Below are 16,296 nucleotides of genomic sequence, written 5' to 3'. Positions count from 1 at the left end.
AGGAGGTAGTGGTGGCGGTCGTGGTGGCGGTTACAAAACTGTTGTACCGACTATAAATGGTGTGTCTGTTTCGCTGACCAACTACGATGTTGCACGTATCCAGTACGGCACGGGTGCCTACCAGTTTGTGTTGAAATCCTCAGGCAAAGATGAGGTTGCTGTACGCATTGCTCAACAAGATTACAACCTTATAACTGGCAAGTCAATGTCTATTGATCTTGATAAAGATGGAACGAGCGACGTCAGCATTAGCTTGGTGTCAGTCACTCATAACTTGGCAACCTTTGTTGTGAAACTTGGAGCATCTGCACCAGTTGCAGTAGCACCGGTTGTTGCTCCAGAAACTGCACCTTCAGAGCCCAGTGCTCCATCGGTTGAACAAACAGGAGCGACAGTGGAAGAAACTGCACCTGCATATGAAGATTCAGTTGCTCAAGTACCTGTAGCACCTGCCAAGAAGAAACTTGGGGCAGGCATGGTTTTGACCTTGAGTGTGGTTGTGATTGCCGTGCTGTTGCTGGTGATGCACTTCCGCAAGAAGAAGCAGCCATTTTAATTAATTTTTTTAATCTTTTTTTCTCTGTTTTTCTTAATTCTTATTTTTCTTACTTTGTCAAATGATCAGTACAGTTTGAAAGAAGTATCCGGTGATTCTTATCCTCATCTATCTCAACAATGGTGACTGCTGTATTCCTCTGTCTTTTAAATTCAGGCATTGCCTCAGGTGGTTGTTGCATGATCACTGACATGAGTGCCGTATTGATTCCATTATGGGCGACAAGCACGACTGTCTTATTTCGGTGGTTGTGTATGAGCATATCAATACATTTTCGCGCGCGGTTTTGAAGCTCGACAAGGCTTTCTCCTTGTTTTGTTAGTACCTGCGTTATGTTATGTGCTTCTCGTGGTTTATCCCATGTTGCCTCGGCGTGCGGTTTTCCTTCCCACTCTCCCACATTTCGTTCACGCAATTCTTTAACAAAAACTAAAGGGGTATGTGGGTGGTATTTTGCAATCTCTTTTGCAGTATCTGCTGCGCGTTCAAGATCGCTTGAATATATCACATCTATTTTTTCTTCTTGTAATCGTTGAGAAAGTTTTTGTGCTTGTTCTATCCCTATTGCAGAAAGTTTTCCCGGTCCTGTCTGGCCTTGGAAGAGTTTCTTTTTGTTTTCTTCTGTTTCACCATGTCGAGTAATAATGAGTCGCATAAAATAGTAACAAAAGAAGAAGTATTTAAAACTATTCTATACTCACTTCGCACTCGGCTTTGCCCCACCAGCTGCCGGCTTCGCACCGGGTGCTGCTTCCTTGGTCTCTGCAGGGAGGAGCTCCTTGATAATTGATTCGGGAATCTTGACTTCGCGCATCTTGTTCTTGATTTGCGTGCTGCTCTTGCCCGCCATCTCGGTCATGATTGCTTTTGCGCGGATTTCGTATTCTTTTCTGCGCACTTCAATCTCTGTCTGTAAGCGTTTACGCTCTTCGTCGAGCGCCTTGAGCTCTTCAGCAGTCAATTCTGACTTGCCCTGCAGGATTTTGTCTTTAAAAGAACCTTTGTTAATGTCAGCGATAGTGTCTCTGGCTGGCTTGCCCTCAACGAGAATGCCCATACTGTTGCAGGTGCCGCAGACTTCTTTGACTCTGGAAAAATTATCCTTGCCCAGCATGCTGTCTTTCTTCATGTTGGCAACCTTGATGATCTGTTCAATGCGCAAGTCTGCAATCTTATCCATGAGCGGGTTTGCCGCGCCTTTTTCAACGCCTGCTTCCTTCTTGACTAAGTCTGCGGTAGGCGGCGTGCCGATAGAAATCGTGAAGGTCTTGGTTTCCTTGTCGACGGTTACCTTGACGGGCACATTCATGCCTCTAAAGTCGCCTGTTTTCTTGTTTATTTCAGCAATAACTTGGCCGATGTTGACGCCGAGCGGGCCAAGCGCGGGCCCAAGTGGGGGCGCTGCGGTTGCTTTGCCGCCTTCAACAAGCACTTCAACAGTTTCAGATGCCATGGTAGTTCAGAAAAATAAGTTGTTTATAAATCTTATGGTACGTTACCACTAACTGTCATCCAGCTCTTCTTTCTCTTCTTGATCATCTCTTCGGATGACCTTAATCGCGTCGAATTTCAAGGTGATAGGAATGGGAACAGCGGCTTCAAGCAATTCAACAACCACTTCTTCCTTCTGCTTGTCAACACGGGTAATCTTACATTTTTCCCGCTTGAACGGCCCGCTGATGATTTCAGCAATGTCGTTCTTTTGGATGTTGACTTCCTGCTTCTTCTGCTCAATCATGTGCTCGATTTCCTTGAAATCAACCACATTGGGAAGAATGCCTCGTGCGTAAGGAATGTTTAATGCAGCTTGTTCAGCGTCGCTTCTGGTCGCCGCCTCGACGAAAATATATCCACGCATGCCGTGTGGCCGGACAACCGCGTAGATGTCTATCTTTTTCTTTTCAGCGTGGCTGACGATAAAATCCATAACCTGGTCTTCGCGGTTTGCGGTGGTGCGGAGTGCAAAAAGCTGGCTTGCAGGCGCTGCTGCCGGTGTTGGTTCCGATGCGGTTTCTGCTTCTGACATAAGGCACCTAAATACTAAATAACAAGTTTTGCAATGAGGAACACGGCGAATCCAATGAACCCAATTAAAAGCAAGCCCAAGGCCGAGACCTTGACAATCGTCTTGAACTCAAACATTGTCGGCTTTTTCGTGATTTTTAATACGCGGACGCACTCGTTGATATAATTTCGCAACGCCTGCTGCCACATTCCCAGCCTGCCGGGAGCCGCCTCAGACACTACAGGTTGACCTACTTCCTCATTCATACGCTTATTTTTGAGCTTCTTATTTATATGCTTTTCTGTTCAGGGAGTATATAAAGGGATAAAAAGAACTAACCACCTAACTATCAATAAACTCTATCCCCAGTTCGGTCTCAATCTCCTTCTTCCGTTTCGTTGAAACCTTACGGTCCGGCCCGAAAATCTGGCTGCTCTTCACGCCGGTTACAATAATCAGCGTGCGAATGACATTCTGGAGGTCGTCATTAATCTGGGCTCCCCAGATAATTTTTGCATCATCATCGAGCTTTTCTGAAACCGTTTCAACAATTTTTCTGGCTTCATCCAGCGTCATGTCCGGCCCGCCAGATACATTAATCAGTGCACCGTTGGCGCCGCTGATGTCCACATCGAGCAGCGGGTTGCTGATTGCTTTTTCAACGGATTCAACCGAACGGTTTTCCGTATCGCTTTCACCCACACCAATCATGGCAACGCCGCCGTTGCCCATAATCGTGCGGATGTCAGCAAAGTCGAGATTAACCAGGCCTGCTTTGGTGACCAATTCCGCAATGCCCTTAACCGCGTTGGTGAGAATTTCATCAGCGACCTTAAACGCGGTGTGCAGCGGCAAATCAGGCGCAAGCTCAAGGAGCTTGTCGTTGGGAATCACGATGAGCGTGTCAACTACATTTTCCAATTTTTCCAGTCCGATGACTGCGTTTTCATAGCGTCGCTGGCCTTCCATAGCAAACGGCATGGTCACGACTGCAACTGTGAGTGCACCAAGTTTCTTTGCGGTTTCTGCAACAACGGGTGCCGAGCCCGTGCCGGTGCCGCCGCCAAGGCCGCAGGTGATAAATACCATGTCTGCGTCGCGCAGAGCTTCCTTAATTTCAGTCTCGCTTTCCCGTGCAGCGTCTTCGCCGATTTTTGGGATGGAGCCAGCGCCCATGCCTCTGGTTATTTCTCTTCCAATCAGAATTTTTTTGTCAGCGCTGGTGTACAAAAGGTCTTGTGCGTCGGTGTTGACCGCGATTGTTTCCGCGCCCTTGATGCCGACTTCAGACATGCGATTGATAGTGTTATTGCCGCCGCCACCGCAGCCGACAACTTTTATTTTTGCGCGTTGATTTTTAAGCAGCTCTTCCAGTTCAGCATCAGCAACATTTGCTTTTCCCGGCCGGTGCTCTTTGGTTGAAGCATCGCTTGCCGCCGGTGCCGATGTTTTAATCGTGAATCCTGACGGGGTACCTGAAGGGCTTGCCGGGCGATAGGGCTGCTGCGATTGCTGTTGCCCGTAATTATAAGTATTCGGTTGCTGTTGAGCAGTGTTTGTCGTATTCACATTTGGTTGTTGAGAAGTATTAAAATCCATCACCTTCACCCCACATTCCTCTTTCGTTTCCCCTCTCCCTACATCTAAATCGACGGATGGGGCTCTGCTATATAAAGTTTATTATGAAAGAATATAGCTGTTTTACTGCTTTTTACCGCTTGTTTTTTCTTCTTTTTTCACGAGAAACAACCGCGATATTTTTTATTTCCGCTACCAGTTTTGTTACTTCCTTGCTCAAGCTTTCTTCAAGCTTTTTTGCAATCTCCAGTGGAATCTTCGTCGGGAAACTGAGCTCTGCCCGGTCACCCGTAACCGCTACGCCAATGTCCCTGCGGTTAAAATGCAGTTCAACTAATGCCTTGACTTTTTCCACGGGCGTTTCGATTTTTTTGTTTATTTTGACAACGTACGTTACGTCGTGGCCGGAGAGCGGATGATTGAAATCTACTAAGACGCGGCCGCCGGACACATTTTTGATAGTTGCGATGGCACCGTCAATATTTAACTGCAGGCCGGGTATTGGCTGGACATTTTGTTGTCTGAATTTAGAAATGGGAACCATATGCACAAGCTTGGCATCCTTTTTGCCGAACGCTTTTTCTGCGGGCACCGGTATTGTGTGGGTGCCGAGTTCTTTTCCTGCGAGTGCTTCATCCAATCCCTTGATAATCTGGCTGTGGCCAATGCAAATTGCAACCGGGCCGTACATCATTCTATTTCTGTGGATATCTGCCTTCTGTGCTTCTGCTTCATTCGTCGTGTCAAACACAACGCCGGTATCGAGACGGCCGGTGTATTCAACTTCGACAAAATCGCCTTTTTTGAGGGACATGCGCTTGATGACCAAGAAGTAATATATAAAGATTTATCTTGATTCAGGCGTGCAATAGTCAACAACCGGTTTCTCACTAATTTTTACATAGCATTGTTGGCGATTCTGATCATAAACCATATCGGGTGTAGGACTGCACGGTACATTTTCCAGTTTGAGTTCGAGTGCAGAAGGAGTTGGCTGCGGGTCTATTGGCTGTCTTGGATGAGCGCCGGTAGCAATTGCTGCTGCAATCGCGATTGGGACAATTCCAGAACCAATTCCTGCGATAAAATACGCAGGATACCGTATACATGCCGGAAATAAGTGCTCAGTCATTTAATCTTGTTTCCTTTCTGTTTATTTAAAGTTTCTCTTTTCGTTTCACCTGTCAGGCAATTTACTCCACCATCTGCATCAATAAATTCGTTCACGCAAATCAAATATTCTTACCTTAAGAATTTTCTTTTCAAAATCAACATCGATAAGCGCTCGGTATTCACCAATCCTCAATTTGTATCCCTCTCCTTCAAAATGTTCAAGATACCGAAACGGCTCTTGTGCTACTTCATCAAACTTATCAAGAATTCGTTTGGCAATACTATGCGGAAGTTTTTCAACATATTTTCCTGCTTTTGGGTGCCAACTAATTTCCCAACTCATACTCGTATCCGCTTTTTTAATTCTTCGTGAGAAATGTATTCAGTATCAGGTGTGGCGCGTGCTTCTGCGAGCATTTTTTTTGTTGTATTGTTTAACGTCCCTTCTTGTAACAAAATATGTTTAATAACAGCCATATCTCTCTTTATCTCCTCTACATCTTCGTGCATGTGCTCGAGTGCTGTTTCCATAGTTTACCGTAACGGTTACTCATTTAAATATCTTGCGGCTTTGTTTCAACTAAAATAAAAAAATCCCCGCTGCCGGATTTGAACCTGCACAATCTTTTTGCTTCGCAAAAAGCTTGACCAAAAATAAGCTGGGTGGGCTTCACTACGTTCAGCCCACCGAACTGGCGGCGTGTCGCAGTACCTTCAACCCCCTTGTCACAGACCCAAGAAAAAAATAAAAAATCCCCGCTGCCGGATTTGAACCAGCAACCTCACGGGAACGGCTGACGTGTCTTCATCCACTGGCATTCGCCGTTGTCTGCACGCATCTACAGCCGTGCGCTCTACCGTTGAGCTAAGCGGGGATATAACTGGAGGAAAGATATTTGTTTATAAAGGTTTCTGATATACTGCCAGCCGGTATTGATGAGACAATTCAGCCATCACGAAACGGATTTTGCAAGACATGCAAGAACAGGGCAAGGAAAAACCGTGGTTCGCACTTTCTATTTTTCCCGCGCGGCGAAAACGTGGCGCCACGTTTTCGCCTCAGATTGAATAATTACTGGTGCGGCTGCATCGCTTTATTTCCTTAACAGTTCGTCTCTTGCCGTTCCCGTTCGTGATGGTGGTTGACGCAAAAACACACACGACACGTGACCAACTACACATTAATTCCTATACTGGCTGTCGTAATCCTTTCTCCATCTCTTTATAACAGTGATCCATAATCCATTTCAAATTTTCAATATCTTCGCTGTTGTACGCAATCAGCAAGTCCAGCCACTCCCTGTCGCCGGAGGCGTGGAACGCCTTCCACAAGTCAACCGGATTGCCGTGAAGGTGGGGAGGGCGCTGCAGATTCAGCTGTTTTTCCACTTCTTTCAGTCCTCCTTTCATGCCCAGTTTTATGCAGAGCGGCTTCAGGTCAATATGCGGCACCCTGATTTCAATGCCGAATTCTTTTTTCAGTTTCGGCGCGTCAAAGCTGCGGCCATTGAATGTCACCATAATTTTGTACTTTTCAAGCTCTTTTTCAATGGCTGTTTTTTCCAAATTAATTCCCCGGACAAACGTGTGGGTGGTGTAATAATCTGAAATGCCGATAACGATAATCTTCCCCCTCGAATCCACCTCCACATCGACATACCCTGCCTCATCTTTGAATTGTTCATACAGCCGCCATTGTTCCTTGCTGGGAAATCGGCAGAAATACGTCGAATCATCCGCTGTCAGCGCTTCCTGTGCCTTGCGTAGCTGCCGGTCATAGTAGCTCTTGCGTTCCGGAGAAATGCCTGCGATGCGTTCTGCACGAATAAATTCGTTCCAGTCGTGTATTCCTCCCCTCCAGAGTGCCTGTTCCTTTCGCCTGCTGATGCCATCAAGAAATACAAAGGTCTGCTGAACAAGCTGAAGCCCCATAGAGAATGAGAAAAAAAGAGAAAATAAAAATGTATTTATTTACTTGTTGATGTCCTTCAAGAACTTCTTGGCGTCATCCTTCAGTCCGAGACCAAGGCTGATACCAAGTGCAAGGCCGATACCAATTGCGAGTGCGCCGACCACAGCAAGGATGATGTTTTCCAAGATGGACACATCAATGCCAATCTGCTTCAGCGAAATCACACCAACCAGCGTCAGAATCGAAAAGTACAACAGTTGGCTGACGGGCTTTGCTCCTTTAATTTTGGTCTGGATAATCTTTGCCGCGACATAGTCTCCCAAGATCAGTGCAAGGATAATCAATATCACCGCAACAATCAAGTTAGGCAGCCATCCTACCACCAAGGTAAGGAAGCCGGTCAATACACCCAGGTCTACCAGTTCAACGGCTTGGCCGAGGAACAGCAGGAAGATGTACCATTTTACAATGGTGCCGACAAAGTCAGACAGCTCTGCATTCCTGATGACTTCACTCTTGCAGACGCTCTGCACGCGCCGGTCAAGCCGGATGCGGTCAAGAAATTCAGTTACGACCCAACCAATGAGCGCTGCAATAATATAGCCCAGGACCAGAATAATAACGGCCGCAACAATTCCCGGGAGCGCCAATATTGAATTATTAAGAAGAGTTTTCAGGGCAGTGCCCACATTTCCAACAAATGCCATGGAATGCACCTCTTTTTTATCTATTATCCCCCCAACACGCTTGTTTTTTGGGGATACAGCTATTTTGGGCAAACTAGTATAAAAATATTTCTATAGAATCATCTATTTTAAACCACCTAAAACTTTAAATAACAGCAGATGTTTGGCCAGATAGGTAGTAATATGGTATGATACTGCTTAAAAAAGAGGAGATAATCAGTTAAAAAAAAACGGGGGCGTTAGACATGAGGTGGACACCATTCTTTAGTTGCGTGCTCATTATGGTCCTGCTGGCAGGCTGTTACAATACAGGCTCCAGTGACGAAAAGACAACGCAAGGCGAAGAACTCCAAAAAGAAGACCAAAAAGATGCAGGCGCTATCGGCGAACAAGGATTATCTGACATCCTTGATGAAGCAGAAAGCGACGCTGAACCAGGAGAAGCGCGGCCAGAAGAATCAGCCAAGTCACCAGAAGGACAACCTACTGGAGAAGCAAAAGCTGAACTCGCTGAAACGCAAAAACAACGTATCCAGAAAGAGGTCACCAGTGACCTTACAGTTCTTGAAGGTGGTGTTGTTGAGCTCAAGCTCAAGGCCTATGATCCGGACGGCGACAAGCTGACCTACACCTACGGCAAGCCACTTGACCAAAACGGCCGCTGGCAAACCAAAGTTGGTGATGAAGGCGTGTACAAGATAGACGTTACGGTATCAGACGGCAAGACAAAAACCGTCAAGACCATCACCGTTCGGGTAACGCACAAGAACCGCTCGCCGACCATTGAGCCACTGCAGAAAATTGTAGTCAATGAAGGCGACACGGTTAACCTTGCTCCACGAGTCAAGGATTCTGAAGGAGCAAACGTACAACTGACGTTCTCCGGCTGGATGACTGAACCGCGCAAGACAACGGGCTTTGATGACGCAGGAAACTACCGCGTGACCATAACGGCATCTGACGGTGAGCTTCAGGCAACAACAGCAGTCGACATCGAAGTAAAAGATGTCAACCGCGCGCCGGTCTTCGAAGCAGTGATTGGATAAATTTTAAATTTTTATTTCTTTTTTTGTTGTTTTTTATTTTCTCTTTTCTATCAGATTATTCTTTTTATTTGACAATTCTAACAGAGTATCCTTTGCGTTTTTTGGAGTGACTATGCCCTCACCTAACTGTTTTTCAATATCTTTCCGGGTATTTCCCGCCACTGTTCCGCCCTGTACTGCAATTTTCTTGCTTTCATGGAACTCTTTTGGATTCTGTTTTTTAGACAGTTCTGTCGTTGTAGCTTCCGCAAGCATATTGAGAACCAGTTCAAGATTCGTCATGTTATCCCTGAGATTTTCTTTTTTCAGGCTCTTCAGCTGTTTATATTCAGATACTGTTTTTCCAGACCATGCTTTTGTAATCTCGTTGGTGAGTATGCCAAAGTCAGACTCTTTATCTATCCCTGCTCTATTCCATTCGTTGGTCAGCTCTTTTCGCACTTCGATTGTTTTAAGCCGCTGATTAACCCACTCTTTAGAATATCCTTTTTGAAGATACGTTTTCATAGCTCTATCAAACGCAAGCTCAGGGTCTTCTGTCTCTTCAATCCTTTGGTATCCTACTTTTGCTAGCCATACCTTGAATGGTTCTGCTTTCTTTGAAGGTATTGATTGGATTAATCTTAATAATTGTTCAGTATCTGCAACATCTGTTAACCTCATTTTACCATCAGGAGCAATCATTTTGAAAGCGTTACAATTTGTAACGGTTTCATTTCCTTCATCTTTAAGCCTCATTTTTAATACGCGCCAATAAGTTTGCGGATTCTCGCTATCTGTTAAGACCTCCACAACATCAACTACCGAAAAGTACCACTTTTGGGCTTCCTCAACCCACTGAACCCTCACTTTCTTGTTTTCAAACAGTTTGATTGAACGTTCTTTATTCATCATGCCACCAACGCATTTTTTTGACCCATTAAGTTGTTTAAGGAGCGGTACTATATAAACCTCACGCGCGGATGTCCAGTGTCCAGTGAAGGCGGGGAACTGCCGGAAATTTTCCGGAGAAAAACAATGGTGCAACGTGATTACAAGTCGGAAAGTTTCCGGCATACCGTGAACAATACTCAAGAAAAGGGTGTCCAGTGGTGTGGTTTGTTGTTGGCTGCGTTGCAGCGGCATGAGTTTTTTCTTTTTTTCTTCTTATTTCTTTTTTTCTCGTTTCTTTTGTTCTTTTTTCTTCCTTTTTTTCGTCATTTTGCCTCACAACAATCTTTATATATCGCGGTGATTTCTCACTTGACAAAGGGGAAGATAGGTGGTGGACAGAATGGTTCGTACGGTTGCAGGGACAGTAGTTTTTTGTATCTTTTTTTGTATCTCGCTTTCGCTCCTCGCTTTTCCGGCAGCAGCTCTTCTTCCTGATGATGTACGCGTTGATTTCACCGTTCTCAAAAACAAAGTTGGTCCGGGAGAATGGGCGGAATTCCAGCTCGCCATTGCCAATAAGGGAGTGCCGTATGAGGTGTTCACCGTTGTCAACGACCTTGAAGGCGTTGAATGGAGCATGCTCACCGAGCCGCAAACCCGTACCGGCCTCATCATTAAAGGCGGGAGCACTGAAAAAATCAAGATTCTTCTCAAAGACCTCAATCTGACGCGTGACTGGCGCCGACCGCAATATGTTACCCTTTTTGTCGATACAAAAGATCGTGCAGTACGCAAGACACTCAAATTGCCAGTCTACCTGTTGCCCGGAAAAGTGCAGGAGGGTGTCTATTTCGACGTGACTCCTGAATTTCCTAACCGGGTTGATCCGCGCGTGCCGCAGTCATTCAAGCTCGTCATCAGAAATGCCAACTGGTATGAATACCAGGACGTGCGCGTGGCGCTCAAAAGCAACGACTTTGAGCGTGAATCACTCGTTTCCTTTGCCCCGAATGAAACAAAATCAGTTGAGTTCACGGTTACGTTTGATCCGGCAACACCGCCCAAAACAGAAACGGTTGCGTATGGTGTTTCCTCCGGCGGTGTCGTATACAACATTGATAAAAAAACATACGATGTTGCTGCCTACAACACCCCGTTTGAACAAACCTCTCAAAAAGAAACATCCTTCCTGCGCACTTCCGAAACCATCACTATACACAATAGAGACAATATTGAAGAACAGCAAGACATACCTGTTCCTGTTTCACTGCTTCAGCGTGTGCTCGGATCAGCTGAACCCGATGCTGATGTCCGTACCATTGACGGACAAAAAGCATACGTTTGGAGCCTCACGTTGCCCGCCGGTGGCACCGCAACGGTGCAGCTCGTCACTAATTATCGCATCATTTTCTACACCGTGCTTGTGCTTGCCATCATTCTCTTTTTTTGGTACATGTTCAAGTCTCCGGTCGTGCTCATCAAACGCGCTGAATTTGTCAAGACCGCCCACGGCGCAATCACTGAAATTGATGTCCGGCTGACCATTGAGAATCGGGGGAATGTTGAGCTGCGGAATGTCAAACTGATTGAGCACATTCCCAACCTGATGCAGCTTGTCTGGAAGCCAAAGCATACGTTCCATCCCAAAAAAATAACCGCAGTCTCTGCCGGCCACGTGATGTACTGGGACTTTGATTTGACCCCGAAAGAAGACCGTATTCTTACCTATACACTCGCACCGAAGCTCAGTGTGATTGGCGAGCTGCACCTGCCGGCGGCGGTGCTGAAATATGTGTACGACGGCCACGAGCTTCGTGCACACTCTAACGATGTGTATGTTACGAATCTTCGAATGGATGAGAAGGAACAGGAGTGAATTCTACAACGATATTTCAATCTGGAGTGTATCATATCTCAACGAGGGAATAAGCGCATTTCGCTGGTTTCCCGGTTTCAGTTCGATGAGGTGATTGCTTTCAAGAAGCGTAATATCATCTTTGATGTTTTTGATATCTCGTCCGGCGCATTTTGCAAGCGCATACAATGACTGCGGATGGTGTTTTTTGATAGTCTGGAGCAATTCAATCCGTTTCGGCGTCAATGTCTTTCGCATTATTTCAATATTGGGAAACGACAGTTTGTAAGGATACTCTATTTTTTCCCCACGCTGTATTTTCTCCCACGCTTCACCAAATGAGTGGAGAAACTGCTTCGGTGATTCGATGACAATAATCATTTTTTTGTTCATTGTATGACTCCCCGTTTTATTTTTTCTAAATCCTCATTAAAATCTTCTAACAATCTCCAAACATCAACAAAATCATAAGGCACTATCCTGTCTTTGATGTGCTTATGGTGATTCGGCTCTTGCTGGTTACCCTCACTATTGTCGTATCCAATCAAGCGTTTTCCCGCTCTGACGTATACACAGGAGTACTTGACTCCTTCAGGAAAACGAATGCTTGTCGGAATGAGTATGATTTTTGTTTCAACAATATCACCATTTTCCTTCTCAAACTTATACCTGATTAACTCTTCACCTTTGGTGTGGTAGACCCCATATTTATAGTTTTCGCTTTTCTTCATTGGAAAATCAAACTATTTTTGTTATCCCTCCTTATATACCTCACGCGCATCTGTCCAGTGTCCAGTGCTACATGGTTTTTGGCTTATAGTCTGTGGTCTGGGGTTTTATTGCAGAATTGGCTTGTCCAGTGGAGAACTTACCGAATAATCACACTCTCATGTCCGCGCTTCTCAATCCGTATCACATGATCCACCAAACTTTCCATTTTCTGTTCGTGGGAGACCATAATCACCTGCTGCGCGTTTAATTCGCGGAGCACCACACGTAATCTATCCAGTTGGTGCGCGCTGAATCCATCGGTTGGCTCGTCCAGAATCAGCAGGTTTTTCGTCCGTATCTGCGAAACAAGGTCATTAATTACTTTGTTCAGCGCCAGCCGGTAGGCCAGTGCGACGGCAGTCTTTTCTCCCCCACTTAAATGTTCAATCGTTGTTTCATAGCCGTTCTGCTCTGCCAGCACTGAAAAATCATCAGCAAGCCGTGCCTGTAGCAAATCGTCTTCAACAAGCATGCTGAACCAATTCCGAAACAACTCGTCAAATTGTACGTACACCGTGCGCAGCACCTCTTTCTCAATTAATCCTGCGATCCGAGTGAGGTGTTCACCCAGCCATGTCTGAATCTGGCTGAGCTGGTGCAGTTTTTTCCGCAGTGCCTCTTTTCGGGCGATATCTCCTTCGAGCTGAGTGAGTTGCGCAGTACAGTTTTCAATTTCTTTTTTCACTTCAGCGCCGGCAATGGCGCATCGTCGCTCCTGCGCGCGAAGCTCGCCGAGCTCTTTCTGCACCTGCGCATGCTGTTCAATAATTCCTTCATAGGCGCGCATGCGTTCTTTGCAGTGTGCCTGTTCGTTCTGTAATTCTTTGATTGTGATTTCGAGCTGCTGGAGCACCTGCTGTTTTTCAGCAACTTGTCGGCCGCTATCCTGCAGGCGCAGCAGCGTGGTTTCAATGCCGACAATTTCTGCAGCACGCTGGAGTGCTTCTTTTTCATGTAGGCGAAGTTTTTGTATCTCTGTTTCTACTCTGCTGAGTTCGTGTTCCTGCAGAATTTTTTGGTCATGAACACCCTTTAGTTCATGCTCTGTTTGTGCCATTAGCGGCATTTCTTGTTCCCTGATTGCCTGTTTGTGCGCCTCGCTCACACCCTGCTTGCATTGTGGGCATTCGTGGAGTTGCGTGAGCCGTTCAAGAGCTCGTTGCCGTGTTTCGAGCATCGTGGCGAGTTGTTGTTCTTTTCCAACGAGCGTCATGCGTTGTGTTGTAAGCAGTGTGCGCTGTTTTTCGAGGTCTTCCTGTAAGCGTCGTTTTTCCATGAGGTCAGCGGTGCTTTTTTTCTTTTCTTCCTGTATTATGCCTGGTGTTATATCTGGTGGCAGGAGGCGACGCATTTTTTCCTGTTGTTCTCCCTGATTTTTTAATTCTTCAGCACCGCGATGCATTTCATGTTTTTTTCCCTGCTCTTTTGCAGTGCACACAGCTTCCTGTTGTATCAGCTGTTGTGCTTCTCGTTGTTTTTGTATTAGTTCTTGTTCACGCTGCTGCAGTGCAGCGTTTTGTACTGCAAGCTCTGCTTGTTCCTGTTCAATAACCGCACGGCGCAACAAAAATTGGTGCTGTTTTTGCTGTACTTCTTCGTGCTTTTTTTTATCTGCATCAATCCCCTCAGTCCGTATTGTTTCCTGGCGGATGCGCAGGCGAAATTCGCGTGCAACTGTTGCTGCATTTGCCGTGATTGTCTTGTATGCATCAATGCCGAAAATTTTGCGGATAGTATCAAGCCGTTCTTCGCTGCTTCCCAGCAGAATCTGCTTCATCTGCTCTTGCGGTGTGTAGACCGTGAACCGGTAGAGAAACGTCTTTGATTTGGTCAAAAGTTCAGGTGGATAACCAAGCAGCTCGAATATTTTCGCTTTGAGCTCTACCGGAGTTGCGTCGGTTTTCACCCAGCCACTTCCGGTGTTGACTGCAAACCATCCGGCATCCTGCTGTACTGCATCTTTGGTTCTTCGCAGCGCACGCCTGATGATAACTTCCACCTGCCTGCCTGGTTCAGGTATGAGGTTCATACTAAGTTCAACACTCCCCTGCTTTTCGCCATGGCGCAGCAGCTGTGCTCCGGTGACATCACTCCGCAGTCCGAACAGAGCAAATTCTATAGCAAGAAGAATGGTTGACTTGCCGCTGCCGATATCGCCGGACAGTACTGTGCGGTGTTCCGGAAATTCAACCATTCCTGTAGTGTAACTTCTGATATTTTCCAGTTTCAGCGAACGCAGAATCATGCCCTTTTCACGTTTGGCGGGTATAAAAAGATTTATCTGGTACACCTCTATATAATCAATCGATTTATTAATCGATTAATGTGTGGGACACTTAATCAAAAGCTTTATATACTACTTATTTCATAGATTAATCGATTAAGGTACTACATGGCTACAGAATTGACGGCTTGATACAATGGATAGCACACTGAACAAAGACGCTGTACGAAATGAAATTCTTTCCCTACTTAATTCATTCAGTGAACCATTAGAAACAAAAGAGATAGAAGACAAAGTAAAAGAGAAAATAAAAAAAGAGACTGTCACCCGCACAAAAATTTTTTACCGGCTTAACCTTCTACGCGGCGAAGGAAAAATAAAAGGAAAATTCAGCGGCTCCGGCAAAGGAGTTTGGATATGGTGGCGGATGGATGCTTTCTCGCCTCACCTCCCTCATGAGGTGAAAAAATGAGGCAGCGAATAGCTTTGGCCTGGTCGTTATTTTTGGTTGTTGTTTTATCTGCTTTTGCGGCTGCCCAACTTGCAGTACTTTCAGACCAAGGTACTGATGTGCGAACAAGAGCAACTGGCGAGCTTCTTGTTTCGGGAAATTTGACTATAGAGATATACGATAATTCGTCTAACGGAAATAAAATCTATAACCACACTTTTGTTGAGGGAATAGTGAACGGCAGTTGGAATGTTATTACAACACCTGATTTGCAATTTGGGAAATTATATTACAAAGAGTACACTATCAACAATGATGATTTAGACTTTAACGGCAGTGAACGGTTAGAATTCCAAGCGCCAGTCGGCTTAATTAATAATAACTCTTTTGTTAATTTTTCTCTTATCAGCTCATGTGCCGCAGGTAGTTCGATACGCGTGGTTAATGAAAATGGAAGTGTAACTTGTGAACCAACTGCTAATGAAACGACCTTAGCGCAATCGGTAAACAGTTCCAAGCTAAATGCAACCGTGATAAACAATGATACTACCCTGATTAGTGTTAATTCGACTTTTGTTAATCGGTCACTCCCTATCTGTGGTCCTGATACTCAGAAGCTTGTTTATAATGATACAACAAAAGTATTCACCTGTGAGACTGATCAAACCGGTGCAAGTCTTAGTCAAGGTGCGTTGGATTGGGTGAATACAACAAAGTTAAATTCGTTGAATGATTCGAAGATTGCTCAGGGTCCGGTTGATTCGCTTAATAGTACTAAGGCGAATGTGACGAATGTGCAGGCTGGTTTAGATTGGGTGAATTCGACGAAGATTAGTTCTTTGAATGATTCGAAGTTGAATTTGACTGCGGTGAGGAATGATACTATTCTTATCAGTGTTAATTCGAGTTTTGTGAATCGGAGTTTGCCAGTATGTGGTCCAGATTCGCAGAAGCTTGTTTATAATGATACGTTCAAAGTGTTTACCTGTGAGACTGATCAGAGTGCGTCGGGTGCGAGTCAGGGTGCGGTTGATTCGTTGAATTCGTCGAAGGCGAATGTTACTAATACTCAGGCGGGTTTGGATTGGGTGAATACGACGAAGATTAATTCTTTTAATGATAGTATTTTGAATTTGACTGCGGTGCGGAATGATACTATTCTTATTAGTGTTAATTCGAGTTTTGTGAATCGTTCTTTGCCGGTGTGTGGGCCTGACACGCAAAAA

General features: G+C 45.4%; 19 protein-coding genes, 1 tRNA gene and 1 pseudogene. 5 read left to right on the top strand and 16 right to left on the bottom strand.

The annotated features are described in order from the left end of the window. A partial coding sequence (locus Q7R76_07215) for a hypothetical protein (GenBank protein MDO8643329.1) occupies positions 1 to 556 on the top strand: 556 nt, incomplete at its 5' end. A 49-nt stretch (positions 557 to 605) separates the two neighbouring features. On the opposite strand, the gene Q7R76_07210 is transcribed toward Q7R76_07215, so the two are convergent. The 12 genes and pseudogenes from Q7R76_07210 to Q7R76_07155 form a co-directional block, all read right to left on the bottom strand. Next, positions 606 to 1,211: a histidine phosphatase family protein gene (locus Q7R76_07210; GenBank protein MDO8643328.1), complete on the bottom strand. Its 606-nt coding sequence runs from the start codon at positions 1,209 to 1,211 to the stop codon at positions 606 to 608. A gap of 330 nt (positions 1,212 to 1,541) precedes the next feature. Beyond that, positions 1,542 to 2,009 (bottom strand): annotated as a pseudogene (locus Q7R76_07205) (50S ribosomal protein L11). 48 nt (positions 2,010 to 2,057) lie between these two features. Beyond that, entirely contained in the window at positions 2,058 to 2,582 is a 525-nt protein-coding gene (locus tag Q7R76_07200) for a transcription elongation factor Spt5 (GenBank protein ID MDO8643327.1), read from the bottom strand. A gap of 14 nt (positions 2,583 to 2,596) precedes the next feature. Further along, positions 2,597 to 2,827, bottom strand: coding sequence for a protein translocase SEC61 complex subunit gamma (locus tag Q7R76_07195; GenBank protein ID MDO8643326.1), 231 nt, complete (start codon positions 2,825 to 2,827; stop codon positions 2,597 to 2,599). Positions 2,828 to 2,903: 76 nt separating this feature from the next. Then, positions 2,904 to 4,016 (bottom strand): cell division protein FtsZ, encoded by a 1,113-nt coding sequence (gene ftsZ, locus Q7R76_07190; protein ID MDO8643325.1) that lies wholly within the window; start codon positions 4,014 to 4,016, stop codon positions 2,904 to 2,906. Between the two features lie 256 nt (positions 4,017 to 4,272). Next, the gene (locus Q7R76_07185; GenBank protein ID MDO8643324.1) at positions 4,273 to 4,953 is read right to left on the bottom strand and encodes a peptidylprolyl isomerase; all 681 of its coding nucleotides are present in this window, start codon (positions 4,951 to 4,953) and stop codon (positions 4,273 to 4,275) included. Positions 4,954 to 4,986: 33 nt separating this feature from the next. Next, the gene (locus Q7R76_07180) at positions 4,987 to 5,271 is read right to left on the bottom strand and encodes a hypothetical protein (GenBank protein ID MDO8643323.1); all 285 of its coding nucleotides are present in this window, start codon (positions 5,269 to 5,271) and stop codon (positions 4,987 to 4,989) included. 78 nt (positions 5,272 to 5,349) lie between these two features. Next, on the bottom strand, positions 5,350 to 5,595 hold the full coding sequence (locus Q7R76_07175; protein MDO8643322.1) for a type II toxin-antitoxin system RelE/ParE family toxin: 246 nt from the start codon (positions 5,593 to 5,595) through the stop codon (positions 5,350 to 5,352). Beyond that, positions 5,592 to 5,783, bottom strand: a complete 192-nt coding sequence (locus tag Q7R76_07170) for a hypothetical protein (protein ID MDO8643321.1) — start codon at positions 5,781 to 5,783, stop codon at positions 5,592 to 5,594. Before Q7R76_07170 ends, Q7R76_07175 begins: the two co-directional genes overlap by 4 nt. A 222-nt stretch (positions 5,784 to 6,005) precedes the next feature. Continuing rightward, positions 6,006 to 6,127: transfer RNA gene (locus Q7R76_07165), tRNA-Tyr, on the bottom strand. Positions 6,128 to 6,440: 313 nt separating this feature from the next. Next, positions 6,441 to 7,184 (bottom strand): ribonuclease H-like domain-containing protein, encoded by a 744-nt coding sequence (locus Q7R76_07160; protein MDO8643320.1) that lies wholly within the window; start codon positions 7,182 to 7,184, stop codon positions 6,441 to 6,443. Between the two features lie 39 nt (positions 7,185 to 7,223). Continuing rightward, positions 7,224 to 7,871: a hypothetical protein gene (locus tag Q7R76_07155; protein MDO8643319.1), complete on the bottom strand. Its 648-nt coding sequence runs from the start codon at positions 7,869 to 7,871 to the stop codon at positions 7,224 to 7,226. 224 nt (positions 7,872 to 8,095) lie between these two features. On the opposite strand from Q7R76_07155, the gene Q7R76_07150 reads away from it, so the two are divergent. Further along, positions 8,096 to 8,896, top strand: a complete 801-nt coding sequence (locus Q7R76_07150; GenBank protein MDO8643318.1) for a hypothetical protein — start codon at positions 8,096 to 8,098, stop codon at positions 8,894 to 8,896. 33 nt (positions 8,897 to 8,929) lie between these two features. Here Q7R76_07150 and Q7R76_07145 read toward each other — a convergent pair whose 3' ends face one another. Then, positions 8,930 to 9,787 carry a BRO family protein gene (locus tag Q7R76_07145; GenBank protein ID MDO8643317.1) on the bottom strand — a complete coding sequence of 286 codons (858 nt, stop codon included), beginning with the start codon at positions 9,785 to 9,787 and terminating at the stop codon, positions 8,930 to 8,932. Between the two features lie 370 nt (positions 9,788 to 10,157). Between Q7R76_07145 and Q7R76_07140 the strand changes: the two genes are divergently transcribed. Continuing rightward, on the top strand, positions 10,158 to 11,645 hold the full coding sequence (locus tag Q7R76_07140) for a hypothetical protein (GenBank protein ID MDO8643316.1): 1,488 nt from the start codon (positions 10,158 to 10,160) through the stop codon (positions 11,643 to 11,645). A 3-nt stretch (positions 11,646 to 11,648) separates the two neighbouring features. On the opposite strand, the gene Q7R76_07135 is transcribed toward Q7R76_07140, so the two are convergent. From Q7R76_07135 to Q7R76_07125, 3 genes are all read right to left on the bottom strand, one after another. Beyond that, complete coding sequence (locus Q7R76_07135) at positions 11,649 to 12,017, bottom strand: hypothetical protein (GenBank protein ID MDO8643315.1); 369 nt, start codon at positions 12,015 to 12,017, stop codon at positions 11,649 to 11,651. Continuing rightward, positions 12,014 to 12,355, bottom strand: a complete 342-nt coding sequence (locus tag Q7R76_07130; protein MDO8643314.1) for a DUF6516 family protein — start codon at positions 12,353 to 12,355, stop codon at positions 12,014 to 12,016. Before Q7R76_07130 ends, Q7R76_07135 begins: the two co-directional genes overlap by 4 nt. A gap of 137 nt (positions 12,356 to 12,492) precedes the next feature. Continuing rightward, positions 12,493 to 14,640: an SMC family ATPase gene (locus Q7R76_07125; protein MDO8643313.1), complete on the bottom strand. Its 2,148-nt coding sequence runs from the start codon at positions 14,638 to 14,640 to the stop codon at positions 12,493 to 12,495. Positions 14,641 to 14,815: 175 nt separating this feature from the next. Between Q7R76_07125 and Q7R76_07120 the strand changes: the two genes are divergently transcribed. Next, positions 14,816 to 15,091 (top strand): hypothetical protein, encoded by a 276-nt coding sequence (locus Q7R76_07120; GenBank protein ID MDO8643312.1) that lies wholly within the window; start codon positions 14,816 to 14,818, stop codon positions 15,089 to 15,091. Beyond that, positions 15,088 to 16,296: hypothetical protein (locus tag Q7R76_07115; protein ID MDO8643311.1), on the top strand; the 1,209-nt coding region annotated here is incomplete at its 3' end. The genes Q7R76_07120 and Q7R76_07115, both read left to right, overlap by 4 nt.

The organism is Candidatus Woesearchaeota archaeon, from assembly GCA_030651375.1.
Lineage (GTDB): Archaea > Nanobdellota > Nanobdellia > Woesearchaeales > UBA12501 > JAUSFM01.
The sequence above is the reverse complement of the archived record's forward strand: the minus strand, read 5'-3'. Positions and strand labels throughout refer to the sequence as shown.